The sequence below is a fragment of the Paenibacillus jiangxiensis genome, assembly GCF_046098255.1.
Taxonomy (GTDB): domain Bacteria; phylum Bacillota; class Bacilli; order Paenibacillales; family Paenibacillaceae; genus Paenibacillus; species Paenibacillus jiagnxiensis.
In genome coordinates, this window is the sequence record NZ_JBJURI010000032.1 from 64,207 (window position 1) to 81,319 (window position 17,113).

Here is a 17,113-nt window from a genome sequence, read left to right on the forward strand (position 1 = left end):
GCCCCTGCGGGGGCTTTTTTGCTTTGTGGGAAAAGCTATGTAGTATGGAGGCAAAATGATTGGATCTTGCCAGCACAGAAGAGGGGGATGAGGCGCATTGATCAGGACACTCGCAATCGGGAAGGACCATCAGCTGAAGCTTGGTATTCCACTGACCGAGATACAGCCGGATGAATATGAATGGATATGGGCCGATTTCTGCGATCCTACGGAAGAGGAAGCGGTGCTGCTGGATACCTATTTTCATTTCCACCCGCTGGCGATTGAGGACTGCCTGTATGTGCTGCAGCGGCCCAAGGTGGATTATTATGAGGATGTGTATTTTTTTGTGCTGCATGCCCTTGACCCGGATCACTTGACGGTAGAAGAGGTGGATCTCTTTATGGGCTATCGCTTTCTCGTGTCCTACCATAAAACCCCGCTGGAGGAGCTCGACCAGGCATGGGAACGGGTCGCGGAGCATGCTCGTGCCCGTAAAATATGGAAGCATGGCACGCTGGGAGCGGCGTATGCGGTCATGGATAAGCTGGTGGACCAATATTTCCCCTGCCTGTTCAGGATCGAAGACGAGCTGGCCGAGCTGGAGAACCGGAGCCGCAGCGAGTCGGTCGAGGAGCTGATGAACCAGGTATTCGAGCTGCGGAGCCGGTTATTGAAGCTGCGGCGCACGATCGTACCGATGCGGGATTTATTGTACCGGGTCGTCAATTCCGAGCATATCCAGGGACAGGGCGAGCATAAGGCTTTTTTCTCGGATATTTATGATCATCTGCTGAAGCTCTCCGACATGATTGACGCCGACCGTGAAATGACGGCCGACCTGAGGGACAGCTACATTTCACTCAATTCCAACCGGATGAACGCCATTATGAAGACGCTGACGGTCATTACGACGGTATTCATGCCTTTGACCCTGATCGCAGGCATTTACGGGATGAACTTTAAGTTCATGCCCGAGGTGCGCTGGAAATATGGCTATTTTGCAGTGCTTGCTGTTATGGGCTTGCTCGGCTCCGGCATGATATACTGGTTCTCCAGAAGAGGCTGGTTCAAGTGATTGCTCTAAAATAGAGCTTAGCGCTTTTTGCGCTTGGTCGAGCTGCGGCTGGACTTGGAGGTGCCCCGTTTGCGGCTGCTGCTTTTTTTTCTTTTCCGGCGCTTGGGGATATACTCGACGTAATCGCTTGCTGCTTTATTGCTTGCTTTCCCGCCAAAGGGCAGCGCGCCCATGATCAGTTTGGCCATCGGGGCAAACTGCTGGAAGCTCGTCACGACCTTTTGCACCTTGCCAAGGGTGTTGATTACGCCGTCAATGCCGCCCATCCGGTCGATAATTCCTTTGAGCTCGCCGAGATTCGGCAAGTTCCCCAGCAGCCCGCCGGCTCCGCCGGAGGAAGAAGGCTGACTTACAGGATTTACCGTTTCAAGAGCACCGCCCGGATTGTAGGACTGGTTATAGGATGGATTATAAGGCACCAATGAAGTGGCCTCGGCTGTAAGCGGATCTAGAGAAGGGGCGGCCCCGGGGTATGCGGATGAGTTATAATCGGCCAGTGAACGATACGGGTGCGCCCTCCGTTTTGTATAGTTTTGAGGCATGCAGATCACATTCCTTTACAGGTTGATAGTCTATTGTATGTATTAGGTGCGCAGGGCGATTAGGCACACGTCCATAAAAGCGGGATAAATGCGGATTTGGGCGGGGTAAAGGCCTTCGTGGTTCTATTCTGTAATGCGTGAAATCGTTAACGCTTGAAAAACTGTGCACTGCTCAGTTACAATGAAGCTACAGTATTCCGTAGGGGATGATAATATATGCAGCTGAAGAAGCTTAATGATAAGAGTATTGACCAATTGTTTGAGGCTATTTTAACACTTAAGGATCTTGAGGAATGCTATGTTTTCTTTGATGACCTGTGCACGATCAATGAAGTTCAGTCCATGTCCCAGCGTCTGGAGGTTGCGCGTATGCTGGGCAAAGGCAGCACATACAATCAGATCGAAGCCGAGACCGGCGCCAGCACGGCTACCATTTCCCGTGTGAAGCGGTGCCTGAATTACGGCAATGACGGCTATAAAATGACGCTGGAACGGCTGGGCCGTTAACATGAAGCCGGGCGTTCTGATCATCAGCCACGGTTCACCTGCGCCCGCTTGGGTTCAACTGGTGGATGAGGCCGCCGGGCAGCTGCAGCTGCCGGCCGGTTGCCCGGTAGCTGTGTCTTTTCTTGAGCATGTGGAGGGAAGGCTAATTCAGGACGGCATCGACCGGCTGGAGGAAGCGGGTGCCACGGATTTGCTCGTGGTGCCCTTGTTCGTCTCGTCAGGCAGTACACATGTGGACGAGATCAGCTATGCATTGGGTGTTAAAGAGGTTCCAGAGAAGGAAACGGATCTGGAGCCTTTTCGGGTTCACGCACGCGTACACTTCGGCAACCCCATCGACCATGGTCCCGATGTGGCGGCGATGGTGTGGGAGAAGGTGCGCGGCATGTCGCAGCGGCCCGAGCGGGAGGTTGTCCTGCTGATAGGCCACGGCAGCGTGCACGACGGCTTCCATCAGCGCTGGGAGTGGGGCATGTCCTCCCTGGCGGCGGATGTCAGCTCGATCAGCGGTACGGCGTGTGATTACGCTCTGCTGAATCCGGACAACGTACGGAGCAAAGCGGAGTATTGGAGCAGGGATAAGGGATATGATGTGATTGTCTCCCCGCTGTTTCTCAGCACAGGCTTCTTTACCGCCAAGGTCATTCCCGGAAGATTGGACGGGCTGAACTACCGTTATTCGGGAGAGGCGCTGCTGCCGCATCCGCTGCTGAAGACATGGATGGAGCATCAGATATCCGGGCTTTTGCGCGAGGCGGAGGAGCTTGGGGAGCAGCAATAGCCTGGATCGGAGGGGTAGGGCAGCATTAACTGTCAGAAACGGAGTGCGACTGTTGTACGCTTCTGGAATAGCTGTGTGTGTGTTATGCACCCTTCCAGGATCGGTATCATGGCATGTCGTTTGTAAAATGCGATTTTTTTCGTTATCATTATATCTTAAAGGAAGCTGCAAAATAATGACATCCGCTCATGGCCATACAGGTTGTGAGCATTAGAAGTTTGCACACCTCCCTTGGTTGATGAATAAACGTTGATAAATAAAATACACAGGTGGAGTAACGGAATGAAAAGAGCTCGCTTGATATACAACCCCACCTCAGGGCGTGAGGAAATGAAACGGCGGCTGGCCGACATACTGCAGCGCCTCGATGAGGGGGGCATCGAGGCCTCGGTTCATGCGACAACCGGCGAAGGTGATGCCACGGCTGCGGCCGCGGATGCGGTAGAGCGTGGCGAATATGATCTGGTGATTGCCGCCGGCGGTGACGGCACACTGTACGAGGTCATCAACGGCATGGCGGAGAAGGAGAACCGCCCGCCGCTGGGCGTGTTCCCGCTCGGAACGACGAATGATTTTGCGCGTGCGCTTGGTATCCCGAGATATTGGGAGGATTACTGCGACCTCGTCATCAAGCAGGAAGCGAAGCCGATCGATATCGGCAAGGCCAATGATAAATACTTCATTAACATCGCCGGCGGTGGCACACTGACGGAGCTAACCTATGAGGTGCCGAGCAAACTGAAGACGATGATCGGGCAGCTGGCCTATTATTGGAAGGGCCTTGAGAAGATGGTAAGCCTCGCCCCGCAGGAGCTGAACATCCGGGCGGCCGGGCAGGAGGAGCTGCATGACGAGTTCATGCTTTTCTTCATCGCCAATACGAACTCGGTAGGCGGCTTCGAAAAGCTGGCACCAGGGGCCACGATTGATGACGGCTTGCTGGACGTGATCGCCGTACGCAAGTGTAATCTGGCCGAAATGATCCGGCTGGTAACGCTGGCCCTGCGCGGCGAGCATGTGAATGACAAGAAAATCGTGCATTTCAAGACAGACTATATGGAAGTCACTTCACCGGGCCATGTGCTGCTCAACCTGGACGGCGAGCTTGGCGGTACACTGCCAGCCACCTTCCGCAACCTGCCCCGGCACTTACATGTGTTCCGCTGATTGGTGGCGGATGTATCGTTGTAATGAAAGCTGGAACCACGAAGGTATGCCGTTACTCCCTTGGGGAGGGCGGCATTTTTCGAGTTGGAAGATAAGTATGAGGCAATACTGTAATTATCATATGGAGAAAGAAGTGACTTGAGAGATGAACAACCACCGCAGCGGCCGTGGAAAAAGCCGCCGGAACAGCCAGCCAGAGATGCGGGCTGATGGAAGGAAGACGGAAAATGGGAAGAGGGATAAGGCAATTCGGGAGACTGGCGCGGGAGATAAAGGTAGAGCGAAGGTCTCGACAAATGGCGGGCGAGATGTGGTAATCAGGGAGAAGAATAGAGGCGCAGCAAAGGTTGCTGCTGGAGATAGAGCAAGAGTGAATGGGGCCGTTCATGGTGGCAGGGATGTCTCTGTGAGTGGACGCGCTGCTGCGGATCAGGCTGGCGTGCCTGTGCAGAAGAACGATGAAGCCGTGATCGACATCATCGGCATGACCCATGAAGGCGAGGGTGTGGGCCGGATTGAGGGGTATACGCTCTTCGTAGGAGGAGCCCTGCCTGGAGAGAAGGTCCGCGTCAAGGTGCTGAAGACGAAGAAGCAGTACGGTTACGCCAAGCTGCTGGACGTCGTCCAGGCCAGTTCCGACCGGATCGCGGCCCCTTGCCCGATCTATGACCAATGCGGAGGCTGTCAGCTCCAGCATATGAGCTATGAGGGGCAGCTGGCTTGGAAGCGGCAGCATGTCGTGGACGTGCTGGAACGAATCGGGAAGCTGGAGGTAGCGGACAGCAGCGGGTCGGATGGCGAGCCGGAGAGTAGTGCGGGTGTTGTGGTGCATCCGACGCTCGGTATGAGCGATCCGTGGCGCTACCGCAACAAGGCACAGGTGCCCATCGGCACGGCTGAAGGAGGCCTCATCGGCGGCTTCTACGCGCGCGGCAGCCACCGCATCATCGATATGGAGGCGTGCCTGATCCAGGACGAGCGCAACGACCAGGTGGTCGCCCGCGTCAAGGAGATCGGCAGCCAGCTTGGCATCAGCGCCTATAACGAGGAGACCGGGCGGGGCCTGCTGCGCCACGTCGTCGTGAAGACAGCGTTCCGCACCGGCGAGCTCATGCTCGTGCTCGTGACGAACGGCCACGACATCCCGCACCGCGACGCCTGGATCGGCAGCATCCGGGATCAGATTCCGGCGGTGGCAAGCATTGTGCAGAACATCAACACGAAAAAGACCAATGTTATTTTCGGCGACGAAACACGGGTGCTGTGGGGCCGGGATGTGATCTATGACTATATCGGTAACGTACAATTTGCCATCTCGGCCCGTTCGTTCTATCAGGTCAATCCCGTACAGACGGAAGTGCTATATGGCAAGACGGTGGAATATGCCGGCCTGACCGGCAAGGAGACCGTCATCGACGCTTACTGCGGCATCGGCACAATCTCGCTCTTCCTGGCCCAGCACGCGGACCAGGTATACGGCGTCGAGATCGTAAAGGAAGCCATCGACGACGCACGCAGCAACGCCGAGTTGAACGGCATGCGCAACGTCCAGTTCGAGGTCGGCGCTTCCGAGGACGTTATTCCGCGTTGGAAGGAGCAAGGTATTGAGGCGGATGTGATCGTTGTCGATCCGCCGAGGAAGGGCTGTGATCCGAGGCTACTGGATACGATTCTTGAAATGAAGCCGGAGCGGGTGGTGTATGTGTCGTGTAATCCTTCGACACTGGCGAGGGACTTGAGGGTGTTGGAGGATGGAGGGTACAGGACGATAGAGGTGCAGCCGGTGGATATGTTTCCGCATACCGTTCACGTAGAATCGGTTGCTTTGTTAGTAAGGGATGCTACTAATCGCTGATTTGCTGTGGCAGAGAGGAGATTGGAGCGGATGAACCATTAATGCTTTAATCGATAAAATAATTGGCGTTTTCAATTCCTCTGCCTCCCCGCAAAAAAAACTAAAAGTAATTTGTGTATGATAATGACTAAAGTCATTGGACAGAGCTGTATTTCCGTTTGATCAACATATTCTTAAAGCACTTTATTCTAGTCTGCCTCATCTGGAGATTCGAGGAGGTGCTTTTTTTTGGAAATATTGTCTAATATATTCCTTAATAATTTCTGCTGATATTTGTTTTGAGCCAGCCTGATGATATTGTACGTCAATAATCTTCTATCAAGTATTTATTCCCCTTCCAAGCATCAACCCTACCATAAATATTAATCATGAATCTAAATATTATTTTCTCAATTAGTTTTTTGGTTTCTAACTAAAAAATGTGCCTGTCCTTCACAACTATTGGGGCAAACATGCATTCAACGGGAGTGCTTCAAGTAGGACATATAATCCTCCAATATGGTCCTCGTTAACGTGCTCGGACAAGCTACTTCACAGAATAGTAAGAAGTCCCACTCGATGGTACTCAAAAAGTGAATAAGACTAGTTGAAATGGAAATGGTGTATAGACAGGGGATTTCAGCGCCTGTGAGCTTCTGAGGATCAGTAGAATGAGAACATAGGGACACATTTAGCATCTCGGACCCGACGAAGTCTTGTACTATTAATAAATTTTCTTCAGAGATAGCATGATACATAGGTTAAATCTAACGTCCCGTTAGTTTTGCATAGTGCAACATCGTAATATATTATGTGAAATTATGTGCTACATTTTGATTATACAGTAGACTATTTCGCGAATATATGTTTATATAATGGTATTATATTTCTTAAATGAAAGGGGATTATAGATTATGGATAAAAGAATAAATTTTGAAAGATTGGCAGAAAAACGAGTATCAGAGGCAATAAAAAAGATTCGTCTTATCGGAAATTTGTCTAACCGTCGAAACTACGATTATACAGAATCGCATGTTAGACAAATTATTGAGGCATTGGAGACAGAACTGAAGAACATGAAATCAAAGTTTAGAAGCGAGGAGGCTTCTGAAGATGTGGCATTCTCATTCAAAAAATCCTAGGTTTGTTTGCAGACAAAAATGCTAGTTCTTTAGAAGATAGGGGGCAGTCTTTATGGCAAGCTGGAAGTTTCCACTTAATGATGGCGGTACAAGAGAAGGGTTGAATGATGCTGGGATTGAGACTTTTGCGGGTAGTCCTGCATCATTGGTCCGAGAGACGATACAAAACGCTTTAGATGCAAAAATATCAGACTCCAAGCCGGTAATCATTACATATAATTGCGAGTTCTTACCTAAAAACGTGTTTCCTGAATGGCAGCAATTTGTGGAGACCTTACAGTCGTGTTTAGAATTTTCGATACTTACAGAAAGTCATCAGGATGAGATCAACTTTTTTAAAGAAGCATTGAAAGTATTTGAGGAAGACCACATCGCGTTTATGAAAGTTAGCGACTATAATACTACCGGTCTATCAGGATCGGACAACTCTCTCAAAGGAAAATGGTTTGCTCTTGTGAAGGCGGTCGGGGTTTCGAATAAAGGAGACGAGGATGGTGGATCCTTTGGCATAGGAAAAGCTGCCCCGTTTGAATGCTCGATGCTTCGCACGGTCTTTTACAACACTATCGATCAAGAAAACAAAAAGGCGTTTCAAGGCTCCGCAAGACTTGTCTCTCATTATAATGAACAAAAAGAACTTACAAGAGGGACCGGCTTTTTCGGAGAAACTAACGGCAATCTACCAATCACGGAGTATAATCCTCACCCATTCTTCACAAGAACGGAAATCGGTACGGACATTTTCATCGCAGCATTTAAAAATATCGAAAATTGGAAGATAGTCACCATTCAAACTGTCATCGAAAACTTCTTTGTCGCAATCATGGATAATAAGCTGGTTGTTTACGCCGGGGATACGGTCATTGACAATACAACCATTGGAAGATTGATCGAACAATATTTCGCCGGGGAGGACTCTAAGCTTCCTTCGTATTTTGAAGCCTTTACGAGGAAAGAACCCTATTTCTTTGAGCCTAATTTCAAAAACCGGGGGACGATTGAGCTCTACTTGAAACTAGGATCTGATCAAAACAACACAATTGCGATGTTTAGAAAAACGGGGATGATGATCAAGCAACGACAATTCCGTAGCCCGTTGAAGTTTTCCGGCGTTTTTATCGCAAGTGGCGATGAAATGAACAAGTTGCTTAAGAAAATGGAACCACCGAAACATGATGACTGGATCTCAAGTCGGGCCAAAGAGCGGGGGGCGAGCAAAGTATTGTCTGATATGTACGGCTGGATTGCGGAACAGATTAAATCGTTGGTCAGACAGAACACGGGCGATACGATGGACCTTGAAGGAATCAGCCAGTATTTGGCTGATGACAACGATGATATTATACTTTCTTCTGCTGGCAATGGACAGGACACAAACTATAATGCGCCGGAATCCATACTTATTCGCGAGAAAAAGCATAATTCGCAGCAAGATAATGTCTATATGGCTCAGGAAGAAGCGGTGACAAGCATCGAAGATGTACCCGATGACGACGCAGATGCACATGACAACGGCGAACAGAGCGGGGGTAGTTCTGAAAGGAGCGACAACAGGATAGAAAACGGTTTCTGCAACGGAACCGGACATGGTGGAGGAAGAAGGAACCAAGGAGAAAAAGGCAGGCAGGCAGGAAGAGTTGACAATACTCGACCGGATCCCGCAGGAACGCAAATTCAGCCTGTTAATACGTTGCCAAAGCTAAAAAAACAACTACCATTTTACCGATCTGGAAAGTACTATGTCGTATTCGTTCCGGAAACGGACGGACAGATACTTTTCAGCTTGTTATTTGAGGGAGAGGAGTCATCGGAACAGGCCAAAATTGCATCTGCCAAGAACAGCGCAACCGGCAAATCGATATCTATAAACGGGCAAACAAAAATCGGACCAATTGTAATGAAAGCAAATCAGCAGTGTACGGTGGAGTTGTTGCCTGTAAATCCAGAAAAACGTGCGATAAGGGTGAAACTGCATGCAAATTAAACATCGCTATTTTCCACATCCGGTTCTATGTGGCTTTTTCAATGGTTATGGCGAGCATACCTACGAAGTAGATCTGAAATCTGAAGCGGAAGGTGACTTCTATCGGTTTGAGGCGGTATTTACAACAACAAGCCAAACGTTGAAACGAATGATTCAGCAAAAGCAAGCCTGTTATCTTCTTCATTTTGAATGTGGGCCGACGCGATACCGTAAAGTTTTCACAACAAATGATGAAACACTGACCTTTATAATTCCAGCTTATCAGCTAGAAAATCAAGTCGACGTATGCCCCGCCATTGCTGCGATCAAGGACATCGACAAATATGATAGCGACGAGTTTGATGAAGCTTACGGCGATGAACCTTTTTCCATCAACAGAGGAGATATTTTGGCCGTAGCGGAGCCAAAGTCATTGATCATCGTGAAAAAGAAAGATTCTCTTCGCCCTGTATCTTCCGTATTCATGTTTGAACGGTCGCCGGATAGCTCGGATCCTATCGACTTAAATCTTGATGGAGATAAAGTGACCATTTATCTACCGGAAAAGGAGTTCAATAATCTAAGTTTACTAAACAGCAATAACAAGGTATTTGCTCCGCTATATTCCTTAATGACTGTTGTGCCTGTCCTTGTCAACATTATTGAATTCATAAAATCAAGTAAAGATAGTGAGATCGAACCCTTTCAGAATAAGAAGTGGTATGCCGTAATTATGAATGCGATAAAGAAGAAGAACATTAATATGAACGACACTTCCATAAGTATTGCACATAAATTGCTAGGAAAACCGTTAGGGCCTTCCCTTGAACTACTCATGGAAATGGAGGAGGACTAAAGATGCGGCTTCGCTATTTTACGGAAAACGGACTGCAGCGCCTAAAGCTGAAAGCGCTGGAACACATTCAAGTGAAGAAGTATGAGGCGGACGAACCTTGGGTCGATGATTCGTGGTCCGTACCATCGAACTTAGTCATCCCGGATATTCAGTTAAAGGTTTCTGTTTATACGGATGGACGGCGTCCGGAACACTTTGATTTGGAAAATGTTCGAACATTGTATGGGGCGCTTAAACATTTAACACCTGCAGAAGCCTCTAACGAACGTCTCTGGGCATACTTGACGCACTCAACATTTTGGACGTATATGCGTTCCCGCTGGCCGGTTGAGAAACAGGAAAATGAGGAGGAAGGTGAGGTCCTTGAAGAGGAGCAGAGTAAGAGAAAAAGCAGTCCGTCAAAGCGAGTAGAAGCTCGTTATTTCTTGTCGGGTCAGAAAGCACCAGTCCGTAACGGGCTTGCCAGACTTTGGTGGTTTGGTTACATGACATATGACGAGTCTCTCGGCAATCCATGGGAACTCACAGAGATTCTACTCCACAACTCAGATCTCACTTTAAATCTGACAGAACGAAATTTCTCTCGGAACATGGAATTTACAAAAACCATTCTGGGCACGGTCGCGAAAATCAAGAAAGACAACCCTGGTTTCTATAACCGGGATCGGTTCCGGGAGCTAATGAAACATTTCAATTATGCCGGAGGTATGTCCATCGTGGATCTATTTGATTCGAATACAATTGAAAGAGTGGTTAAAGAAAAGCTAACACCTTAATCCTTTTTGTAACCAAGCATTGCGAGAAAGAATATGTCCACACTTTAACCGAACTATTTCAAAGTTTCAAAAGAGAGCTCTGTGTGAATAATGAAGTACACCCCCTATAATAGACATTGGGAAAACCCCCTAGGTCAACCGATGAATTATAGGGGGCATTTTTAAACCAAATGAAAAAGGTATAAACGTTTTCCAATTAGATGAAGAAAGAGGCGATTCGCCTATATGTCGAAGAGAAGTGGGCCTATCGGCGGATCAAGGAACATTTTGGTACTCAGGATAGAGATCGTGCGAAAAAGTGGATGCGAAAATATCGGAAGTTGAGTGAGTTTGGACTCCTGGGTCAACGAGAGCGCCGTAAGGAGTATATCGATCAGGTTCGGTACGTGAAGTAGCTGAAGCGGGTGAGTGAGATCTTAAAAAGTGCCTAAAAATCTGGACACAGGAGGTACGCGCGAAAAGTATCGGATCATCCATTCCGCAACAGAACAGTATCCCGTAACGGAGCTTTGTAGCCTACTTGGTGTCTCCAGAAATGGATATTCCCGTGATCTGCGCAGACAAGGTCAGTATAAGGATCGAGAGACGAAAGAGCGTATTCAAGTGGCCTATGAGTAGCGAAACGGAAATATGGAAATCGGAGAATCCAAGCCGAACTGGAGCGTCAATATGGTGAGAAGGTGAATCACAAGAAGGTACTACGCCTGATGCAAAAGCTTGAGCTAAAGACCGTGATACGGAAGAAGCGTAGCCACCCAAGCCCCTACCAAGTCGCTGAGTCAGATGGCCGTGTAGCGGATAATTTACTTCAACCTGACTTTACTGCAGATCAGCCAAATTACAAGCGGCTAACGGATATGACGCAGTTTCGCGTGGGGGATGACTGATTGTACCTATCGGCGCTCAAAGACTTATAACAAGGGAGAGTGTCGCCTACCACTTCATGAAACGTAACGACAGATTGTAATATGAAGCGCTAACAGTTACTGGATTTTAGCTTTCAGCCCCCAATCCATCTCCATATGACTAATCGCAAGCTTCTCATTATATTGAGCGGTGTACGATCCGATTATAATAGAGACATCGTATGTTTCCGGTAACCTCCGAATCATTAATCTTCAATGCAAGCTCCTCTGATGGCAACAATTGCTTGGTATTAGTTATAAGTATTTTGTAGCTACCTATCGCTAAGCTTCTTTTCAAGGTGATCTTCCTTTTTGAGGAGAATCAGCTTAACAGTTCAGTTTCGACCTGACCGCCTTTCATACTCCTTTATATATAGTGAATTTCATTTTATGACCTCATTCCGTTAGAAGACTTGTTGAATTAAGTGTATTATTTAACAATAATTAGTGATAGTAAATATGAAATAGAATGATATTTCCGCTTCTCAAGAAGAAATCGGGTCTTTTCACCTACATATCTGTAGAAGCGGAATTTGAATAGTAATGTAGTATTAGGTATTTAGAAAAGGAATGTGGGAAATTTTGTCGAACTATTTTAATAAACAATAGAATGGAATGTGGATTACGTTCAAGAAAGGGGAAGCAAGTGTGGAGGTTATTTCTATACCACCTTATGCACCAATTCTTATGGAGGCAACCCGAGCAATTGGCTATTCAATAGAAACAGCAATTTCTGACATTATTGACAATAGTATTACTGCGAATGCTACACAAATAAACATTATGTTCTTTCCTATTGAAGAGCCTTATATTGCTATACTGGATAATGGTGATGGCATGGATGAAGAAAAGTTAAAGAATGCCATGAGGTATGGCAGCAAAAACCCTTTGGATGATCGGGCAACAGGCGACTTGGGCAGATTTGGACTAGGGTTGAAAACTGCTTCCATGTCCCAGTGCAGAAGGCTTACTGTTGTCAGTAAAAAGGAAAATCAGATTACTTCGGCACAGTGGGATTTGGACTTTATTCAGTCTACAAATGAATGGTCACTGAAACTTCTTAGTTTAGAGGACCTGGCAGATATTCCTTGTGTTGAACAATTGAAGGAGAATAAGACAGGTACTTTGGTGGTCTGGCAAGTATTAGACCGTCTGAGTATGGCGGAGATCAATTTCGATAAATCGATGGGCAAATACATGGACCGGGTTCGGGGGCATTTATCCCTTGTATTTCATCGTTATCTTGCGGGGAGAGAGCCGGGAATCAAAAAAATTGAGGTATGGATGAATAATGTAAAAATTGAACCGGTTGATCCTTTTTTAGCCGATAGAAGCACACAAGTTATGGATGATGAGAGTATTTTAATAGAGGGACATAAAGTTATGGTGAGGCCGTATACATTGCCTCATATTTCTCAACTCTCAGAAAGGGAACTGAATATGCTTGGAGGAAAAGACGGTCTCAGAAGGCTGCAGGGATTTTATGTTTATCGCAACAAAAGGCTGCTTGTTTGGGGCACATGGTTTCGTTTAATGCGTCAAGGGGATCTGTCAAAACTTGCTCGTGTGCTCGTTGACATTCCTAACTCTCTTGATTATCTATGGACGTTGGATATTAGAAAGTCAATTGCGGTACCTCCCGAGGTTGTGCGTAAAAACTTGGCTGGAATTATTGGAAAAATATCTGAAAGTAGTGTAAGGACTTGGACATATAGAGGGAAGAAAGAAACCGAAGACTCTCAAATTCATATATGGGATAGGGTCAAAACCCGAGAAGGAGGGGTTATCTATAAAATCAACCGAGATTACCCTCTGATTGAAGTTCTGAACTCAGGCACCGATTTGAAAAAGCGACTATTAGAAAAGCTTTTGATTCAAATTGAGAAGGGGTTGCCTTTAAACCAGCTATACATTGATTTGACAAACGATCAGCGGATTTTAAATGAGAATGAAATATCAAGAACTGAATTGTCGGTACTTTTGGAACAGATTCTATCTGTATGTAGAAATACGGAGGAAAGGGACGAAATGCTGAAGAGGTTGGAAAACACAGTGCCGTTTAATCAATTCCCACAATTATTAATTGAATTAGTTCAGGAGGCTGAATAAATGTTGAGTCAAGCTGCTCTAATGCTGGAGAGATTCATATCAGTTGCAATTAATACCAAGTATCCTGAAGTTCCCCCAAGTGAAGATGAATTCATAGTAGAAGCCAATGCTTTACGTGAAGCATTCCCGATAGCAGATGAGGAATTCGATCAAATTATTAGAAATTTAAAAGCGGCTTTGGTTATACAAATGGATGTTGGAGTCTATATTTCAAATAAAAATAGCGATCATCAATCATGGCTTCCTGGTCGAAGGGCAGAAATTGACTTTTATTACTGGAAAAGGTTCAAACGATACTTGGAGGATGTAAAAGGATGGAATACTGGAGTGACAGCCAGCTTAGAGACAGTATCTAATGAAATTGTAGACCTATTTGGAGATCCTCAAAGCAAGAAACCGTGTCAGAGAAGAGGATTGGTACTTGGGGATGTTCAATCCGGAAAAACTGTTAATTATACTGCTATATGCAATAAAGCAGCAGACACTGGATATAAAGTTATTATTGTTTTAGCTGGTATGATGGAAAATCTGCGTAAACAAACCCAAAAACGCTTGGATAAAGAGTTTGCGGGCAGGTTGAGTAAAGATTTATTGCGTTTGAAAGGAAAACAAGAAGTTAGAAATGTTTTTGATGGTGTGGGGAAAATCGATTCCTCTAAACGCATATCTGCTTTTACATCGGTTCTTTATGATTTTAATACAAGTATTCTAAATAGCAATGATTTGACTTTAAAAAATATAAGTGAACCTGCTTTATTTGTTGTAAAGAAGAACAAATCAGTATTAAAAAATTTAGAAAGTTGGCTTCATACCAATAATGCGGATAATTGTGGAAAGATAGACTTGCCTTTGCTGCTTATTGATGACGAGGCTGATAATGCGTCGGTTAATACAAAAAAAGAAGAGGAAGATCCAACAGCGATTAATGCGGCAATACGTTCAATATTAAATCGCTTTTATCAAGCTACATATGTAGGAGTTACCGCTACACCTTTTGCCAATATTTTCATTAATCCTGAAACTGATGATGACATGGTGGGCGATGATTTGTTCCCAAAAGATTTTATTTATTTGCTGGCTCCTCCAACGAATTATATTGGTGCTAATGCTATGTTCGGAGATATTGGTACCCATGAAAAAAATATAGAAGAGATAGATACTAATGAGATTGAAATGTTTTTTCCGTTTAAGCATAAGAAGGATCTTGTTGTTGATGAACTGCCGCCAAGTTTATATGAAGCAATGGGTTGTTTTTTGTTAATTAATGCAGTAAGAGATGTTCGTGGCGATATTAAAGATCATCGCTCTATGCTTATTAATGTAAGCCGATTTACTGATGTCCAAGTGAGAATACGTGAAAAAATAATAGTTTGGCTGGAGCAAGTCAAATCTGATGTACATAATTACGGTGCCCTTGATGAGGCACAGGCTATGAAGATACAGTCATTAAGGATGTTAAAACAAATTTGGGAAAAGCATCATCTGGAAGAGAAATCTGAAGTTTCATGGGGGCACCTGCTTACAGTGTATTTGCATAAAGCAATCTCTCCAATTGAGATCCGGGCGGTCAACCAGAAAACAGGAGCAGCCAGCCTAAACTATGATGCTTATGAGGAGAATGGCTTGCGGGTTATTACAGTTGGGGGCAACAGTCTATCGCGAGGCCTGACACTTGAAGGACTTTGCACTAGTTATTTTTATCGCAATTCTCAAATGTACGATACTCTTTTACAGATGGCGAGATGGTTTGGTTATCGCCCTAATTACAGCGATTTGTTCAAAGTGTGGATGTCACCCGATGTAATTGATTGGTATGGACATATTACCTCGGCAGCCAACGAGTTGAAAGATGAAATCAGCAAAATGAATAAGTATAATCTTACACCAAGAGACTTCGGCCTTAAAGTAAGGCAGGACCCCAACTCGCTTATCGTTACAGCTAGAAATAAGATGAGGACTGCAACACAGGTGAGGAGACCAATATCCGTAAGTGGAAAATTGTTGGAGACACCAAGATTAAAATCTAAACCTGATGTTCTTGCTGCGAATGAACATGCCTTTAAATTATTTGTGGCAAGTTTGGATACAGCGGGTTTAAGACATGGTGTAGATCAATCCGGTCTTATGTGGGGCGGAATTCACAAGGATCTTATTGTAGAATTGCTTTACAGCTTTGAGACTCATCCTTGGCATATGTCATTTCAAGGGAAGGCTCTTGCCGAGTATATTGAAAAGAGTTCTGGGCTAACTGAATGGGATGTGTTTATTCCTTTCGGCTCTGATCCAGATGACTTCGAACTGGAAGGCGCTAATGGAATCATCAAAGTAAAGAGGGAAAAACGCTATGTAGAAGAAGCAAACGGAATGATTAAAGTTATGGGGACAAAAGTAAGAGTAGGATCTGGTGGGTGTACAAAAGCGGGTCTTACTAATGTAGAGATTAAGGAAGCTGAGGACAGATTTAGAAGACTGCATCCAGACAAAACGAATATTCCTGATAGTGCATACCTCATAGGGGGCCGAAAACCTATATTAATGTTGCATGTATTGAAAAGCACTGGGAGGAAGAATGCTCTACTCAACCCTAAAATCCCCGAGACATTGTATGCCATTGGAATTGGGTTTCCTGGGAACGGTTATATAAAAACAGCAAATTACGTTGTAAATTTGGTGGATATAAGCAATTGGATGGACGTCGATGATGATGAGGATGATAACGATGCTGACTAATGAACAGCTTCTTGATAAATGGAACAACATTGCTCAATATATTAAGTCTTATGTAAGGATAGATGGCACTCACCCTCTGGATTGGCACATTGGATATGAAGATATTAATCAGAAATCTCTTTTATTAGTCTGCGGCTATAAACCAGAATTTCTGCCATCGTCCAAGTCAATTTTATCATCAGTCGGACGCCGCGGTGATGGGAAATGGACAATGACCTTTCGTTTAGTTCGTCAAGAGAATGAAGAAGTATTCATTCGGTTATGTTGTGATTTAATAGAATCATCAAGGAATCAAAGCAACTCAATACAAGGCATCGGATTTGTTGCAAAACGGTATATGCAATGGTCAAAACTAATGGAGCAGCAAAGTAGCGGATTATTGACCGATTCAGAAAGAAAAGGGCTTTTAGGGGAATTAATCCACTTGCAAAAGTGTATTATGAATGGAGTTCCTACACATGAAGCAGTTGAGAGCTGGATGGGACCGGAAGGAGCAGATCAGGATTTCATTTTTTCAGCTACATGGCATGAAGTCAAGGCAACTGGAGTTGGGTCAAAAACTGTATCAATTTCTTCACTGGAACAATTAAAAGCACCATACCCTGGAGAGCTTGTAATATACTTTATTGATAAAACAGCTCCTAACTCTTCTAATTCTTTTACTTTGCTGGATTGTCAACAGTAAATCAGACAGCTTTTTTAAGGGCCTCTTGGCGGTACTGAACAGGTGTCATGTATCCCAGT

Annotated in this window: 14 protein-coding genes and 1 pseudogene; 14 read left to right on the plus strand and 1 reads right to left on the minus strand. The window is 45.6% G+C overall.

Going from position 1 to position 17,113, the window contains the following annotated elements; translation table 11 throughout:
- Positions 1-97: 97 nt before the first annotated feature.
- Positions 98-1,057, plus strand: coding sequence for a magnesium/cobalt transporter CorA (corA, locus tag ACI1P2_RS25460; RefSeq protein ID WP_355324659.1), 960 nt, complete (start codon positions 98-100; stop codon positions 1,055-1,057).
- Between the two features lie 17 nt (positions 1,058-1,074).
- On the opposite strand, the gene ACI1P2_RS25465 is transcribed toward corA, so the two are convergent.
- Positions 1,075-1,599, minus strand: a complete 525-nt coding sequence (locus ACI1P2_RS25465) for a tyrosine protein kinase (protein ID WP_355324662.1) — start codon at positions 1,597-1,599, stop codon at positions 1,075-1,077.
- A gap of 216 nt (positions 1,600-1,815) precedes the next feature.
- On the opposite strand from ACI1P2_RS25465, the gene ACI1P2_RS25470 reads away from it, so the two are divergent.
- The 13 genes and pseudogenes from ACI1P2_RS25470 to ACI1P2_RS25530 all read left to right on the plus strand — a co-directional run bounded on the left by ACI1P2_RS25470 (position 1,816) and on the right by ACI1P2_RS25530 (position 17,054).
- Positions 1,816-2,106 carry a YerC/YecD family TrpR-related protein gene (locus ACI1P2_RS25470; RefSeq protein WP_355324665.1) on the plus strand — a complete coding sequence of 97 codons (291 nt, stop codon included), beginning with the start codon at positions 1,816-1,818 and terminating at the stop codon, positions 2,104-2,106.
- 1 nt (position 2,107) lies between these two features.
- Entirely contained in the window at positions 2,108-2,887 is a 780-nt protein-coding gene (locus ACI1P2_RS25475; protein ID WP_355324668.1) for a sirohydrochlorin chelatase, read from the plus strand.
- 282 nt (positions 2,888-3,169) lie between these two features.
- Positions 3,170-4,054 (plus strand): diacylglycerol kinase, encoded by an 885-nt coding sequence (locus ACI1P2_RS25480; protein ID WP_355324671.1) that lies wholly within the window; start codon positions 3,170-3,172, stop codon positions 4,052-4,054.
- A gap of 145 nt (positions 4,055-4,199) precedes the next feature.
- Entirely contained in the window at positions 4,200-5,909 is a 1,710-nt protein-coding gene (rlmD, locus tag ACI1P2_RS25485; RefSeq protein WP_355324674.1) for a 23S rRNA (uracil(1939)-C(5))-methyltransferase RlmD, read from the plus strand.
- A gap of 893 nt (positions 5,910-6,802) precedes the next feature.
- A complete protein-coding gene (locus ACI1P2_RS25490; protein ID WP_355324677.1) occupies positions 6,803-7,030 on the plus strand; it encodes a hypothetical protein in 228 nt (75 codons plus the stop codon).
- A gap of 52 nt (positions 7,031-7,082) precedes the next feature.
- The gene (locus ACI1P2_RS25495; protein WP_355324680.1) at positions 7,083-9,014 is read left to right on the plus strand and encodes a hypothetical protein; all 1,932 of its coding nucleotides are present in this window, start codon (positions 7,083-7,085) and stop codon (positions 9,012-9,014) included.
- Positions 9,004-9,849: a hypothetical protein gene (locus tag ACI1P2_RS25500; RefSeq protein WP_355324683.1), complete on the plus strand. Its 846-nt coding sequence runs from the start codon at positions 9,004-9,006 to the stop codon at positions 9,847-9,849. The genes ACI1P2_RS25495 and ACI1P2_RS25500 overlap by 11 nt, the downstream gene beginning before the upstream one ends.
- A gap of 2 nt (positions 9,850-9,851) precedes the next feature.
- Positions 9,852-10,625 (plus strand): DUF6339 family protein, encoded by a 774-nt coding sequence (locus ACI1P2_RS25505; RefSeq protein WP_355324686.1) that lies wholly within the window; start codon positions 9,852-9,854, stop codon positions 10,623-10,625.
- Between the two features lie 423 nt (positions 10,626-11,048).
- The gene (locus tag ACI1P2_RS25510) at positions 11,049-11,243 is read left to right on the plus strand and encodes a hypothetical protein (RefSeq protein ID WP_355324689.1); all 195 of its coding nucleotides are present in this window, start codon (positions 11,049-11,051) and stop codon (positions 11,241-11,243) included.
- Between the two features lie 14 nt (positions 11,244-11,257).
- A pseudogene (locus ACI1P2_RS25515) lies at positions 11,258-11,512 on the plus strand (IS3 family transposase); the annotation flags it as partial.
- Between the two features lie 666 nt (positions 11,513-12,178).
- Positions 12,179-13,639, plus strand: a complete 1,461-nt coding sequence (locus tag ACI1P2_RS25520; RefSeq protein WP_355324692.1) for an ATP-binding protein — start codon at positions 12,179-12,181, stop codon at positions 13,637-13,639.
- Positions 13,640-16,369, plus strand: a complete 2,730-nt coding sequence (locus ACI1P2_RS25525; RefSeq protein ID WP_355324695.1) for a Z1 domain-containing protein — start codon at positions 13,640-13,642, stop codon at positions 16,367-16,369.
- The gene (locus ACI1P2_RS25530; protein ID WP_355324698.1) at positions 16,359-17,054 is read left to right on the plus strand and encodes a PD-(D/E)XK motif protein; all 696 of its coding nucleotides are present in this window, start codon (positions 16,359-16,361) and stop codon (positions 17,052-17,054) included. Before ACI1P2_RS25525 ends, ACI1P2_RS25530 begins: the two co-directional genes overlap by 11 nt.
- The last annotated feature ends 59 nt before the right edge of the window (positions 17,055-17,113 follow it).

What these genes read in the sequence shown, in the direction of transcription:
- ACI1P2_RS25505 (WP_355324686.1), top strand. Translation starts at nt 9,852, where the DNA reads ATGCGGCTTCGCTATTTTACGGAAAACGGACTGCAGCGCCTAAAGCTG.
- ACI1P2_RS25475 (WP_355324668.1), top strand. Translation starts at nt 2,108, where the DNA reads ATGAAGCCGGGCGTTCTGATCATCAGCCACGGTTCACCTGCGCCCGCT.
- ACI1P2_RS25525 (WP_355324695.1), top strand. Translation starts at nt 13,640, where the DNA reads ATGTTGAGTCAAGCTGCTCTAATGCTGGAGAGATTCATATCAGTTGCA.
- ACI1P2_RS25530 (WP_355324698.1), top strand. Translation starts at nt 16,359, where the DNA reads ATGCTGACTAATGAACAGCTTCTTGATAAATGGAACAACATTGCTCAA.
- ACI1P2_RS25470 (WP_355324665.1), top strand. Translation starts at nt 1,816, where the DNA reads ATGCAGCTGAAGAAGCTTAATGATAAGAGTATTGACCAATTGTTTGAG.
- ACI1P2_RS25480 (WP_355324671.1), top strand. Translation starts at nt 3,170, where the DNA reads ATGAAAAGAGCTCGCTTGATATACAACCCCACCTCAGGGCGTGAGGAA.
- ACI1P2_RS25500 (WP_355324683.1), top strand. Translation starts at nt 9,004, where the DNA reads ATGCAAATTAAACATCGCTATTTTCCACATCCGGTTCTATGTGGCTTT.
- ACI1P2_RS25495 (WP_355324680.1), top strand. Translation starts at nt 7,083, where the DNA reads ATGGCAAGCTGGAAGTTTCCACTTAATGATGGCGGTACAAGAGAAGGG.
- ACI1P2_RS25490 (WP_355324677.1), top strand. Translation starts at nt 6,803, where the DNA reads ATGGATAAAAGAATAAATTTTGAAAGATTGGCAGAAAAACGAGTATCA.
- rlmD (WP_355324674.1), top strand. Translation starts at nt 4,200, where the DNA reads ATGAACAACCACCGCAGCGGCCGTGGAAAAAGCCGCCGGAACAGCCAG.
- ACI1P2_RS25465 (WP_355324662.1), bottom strand. Translation starts at nt 1,599, where the DNA reads ATGCCTCAAAACTATACAAAACGGAGGGCGCACCCGTATCGTTCACTG.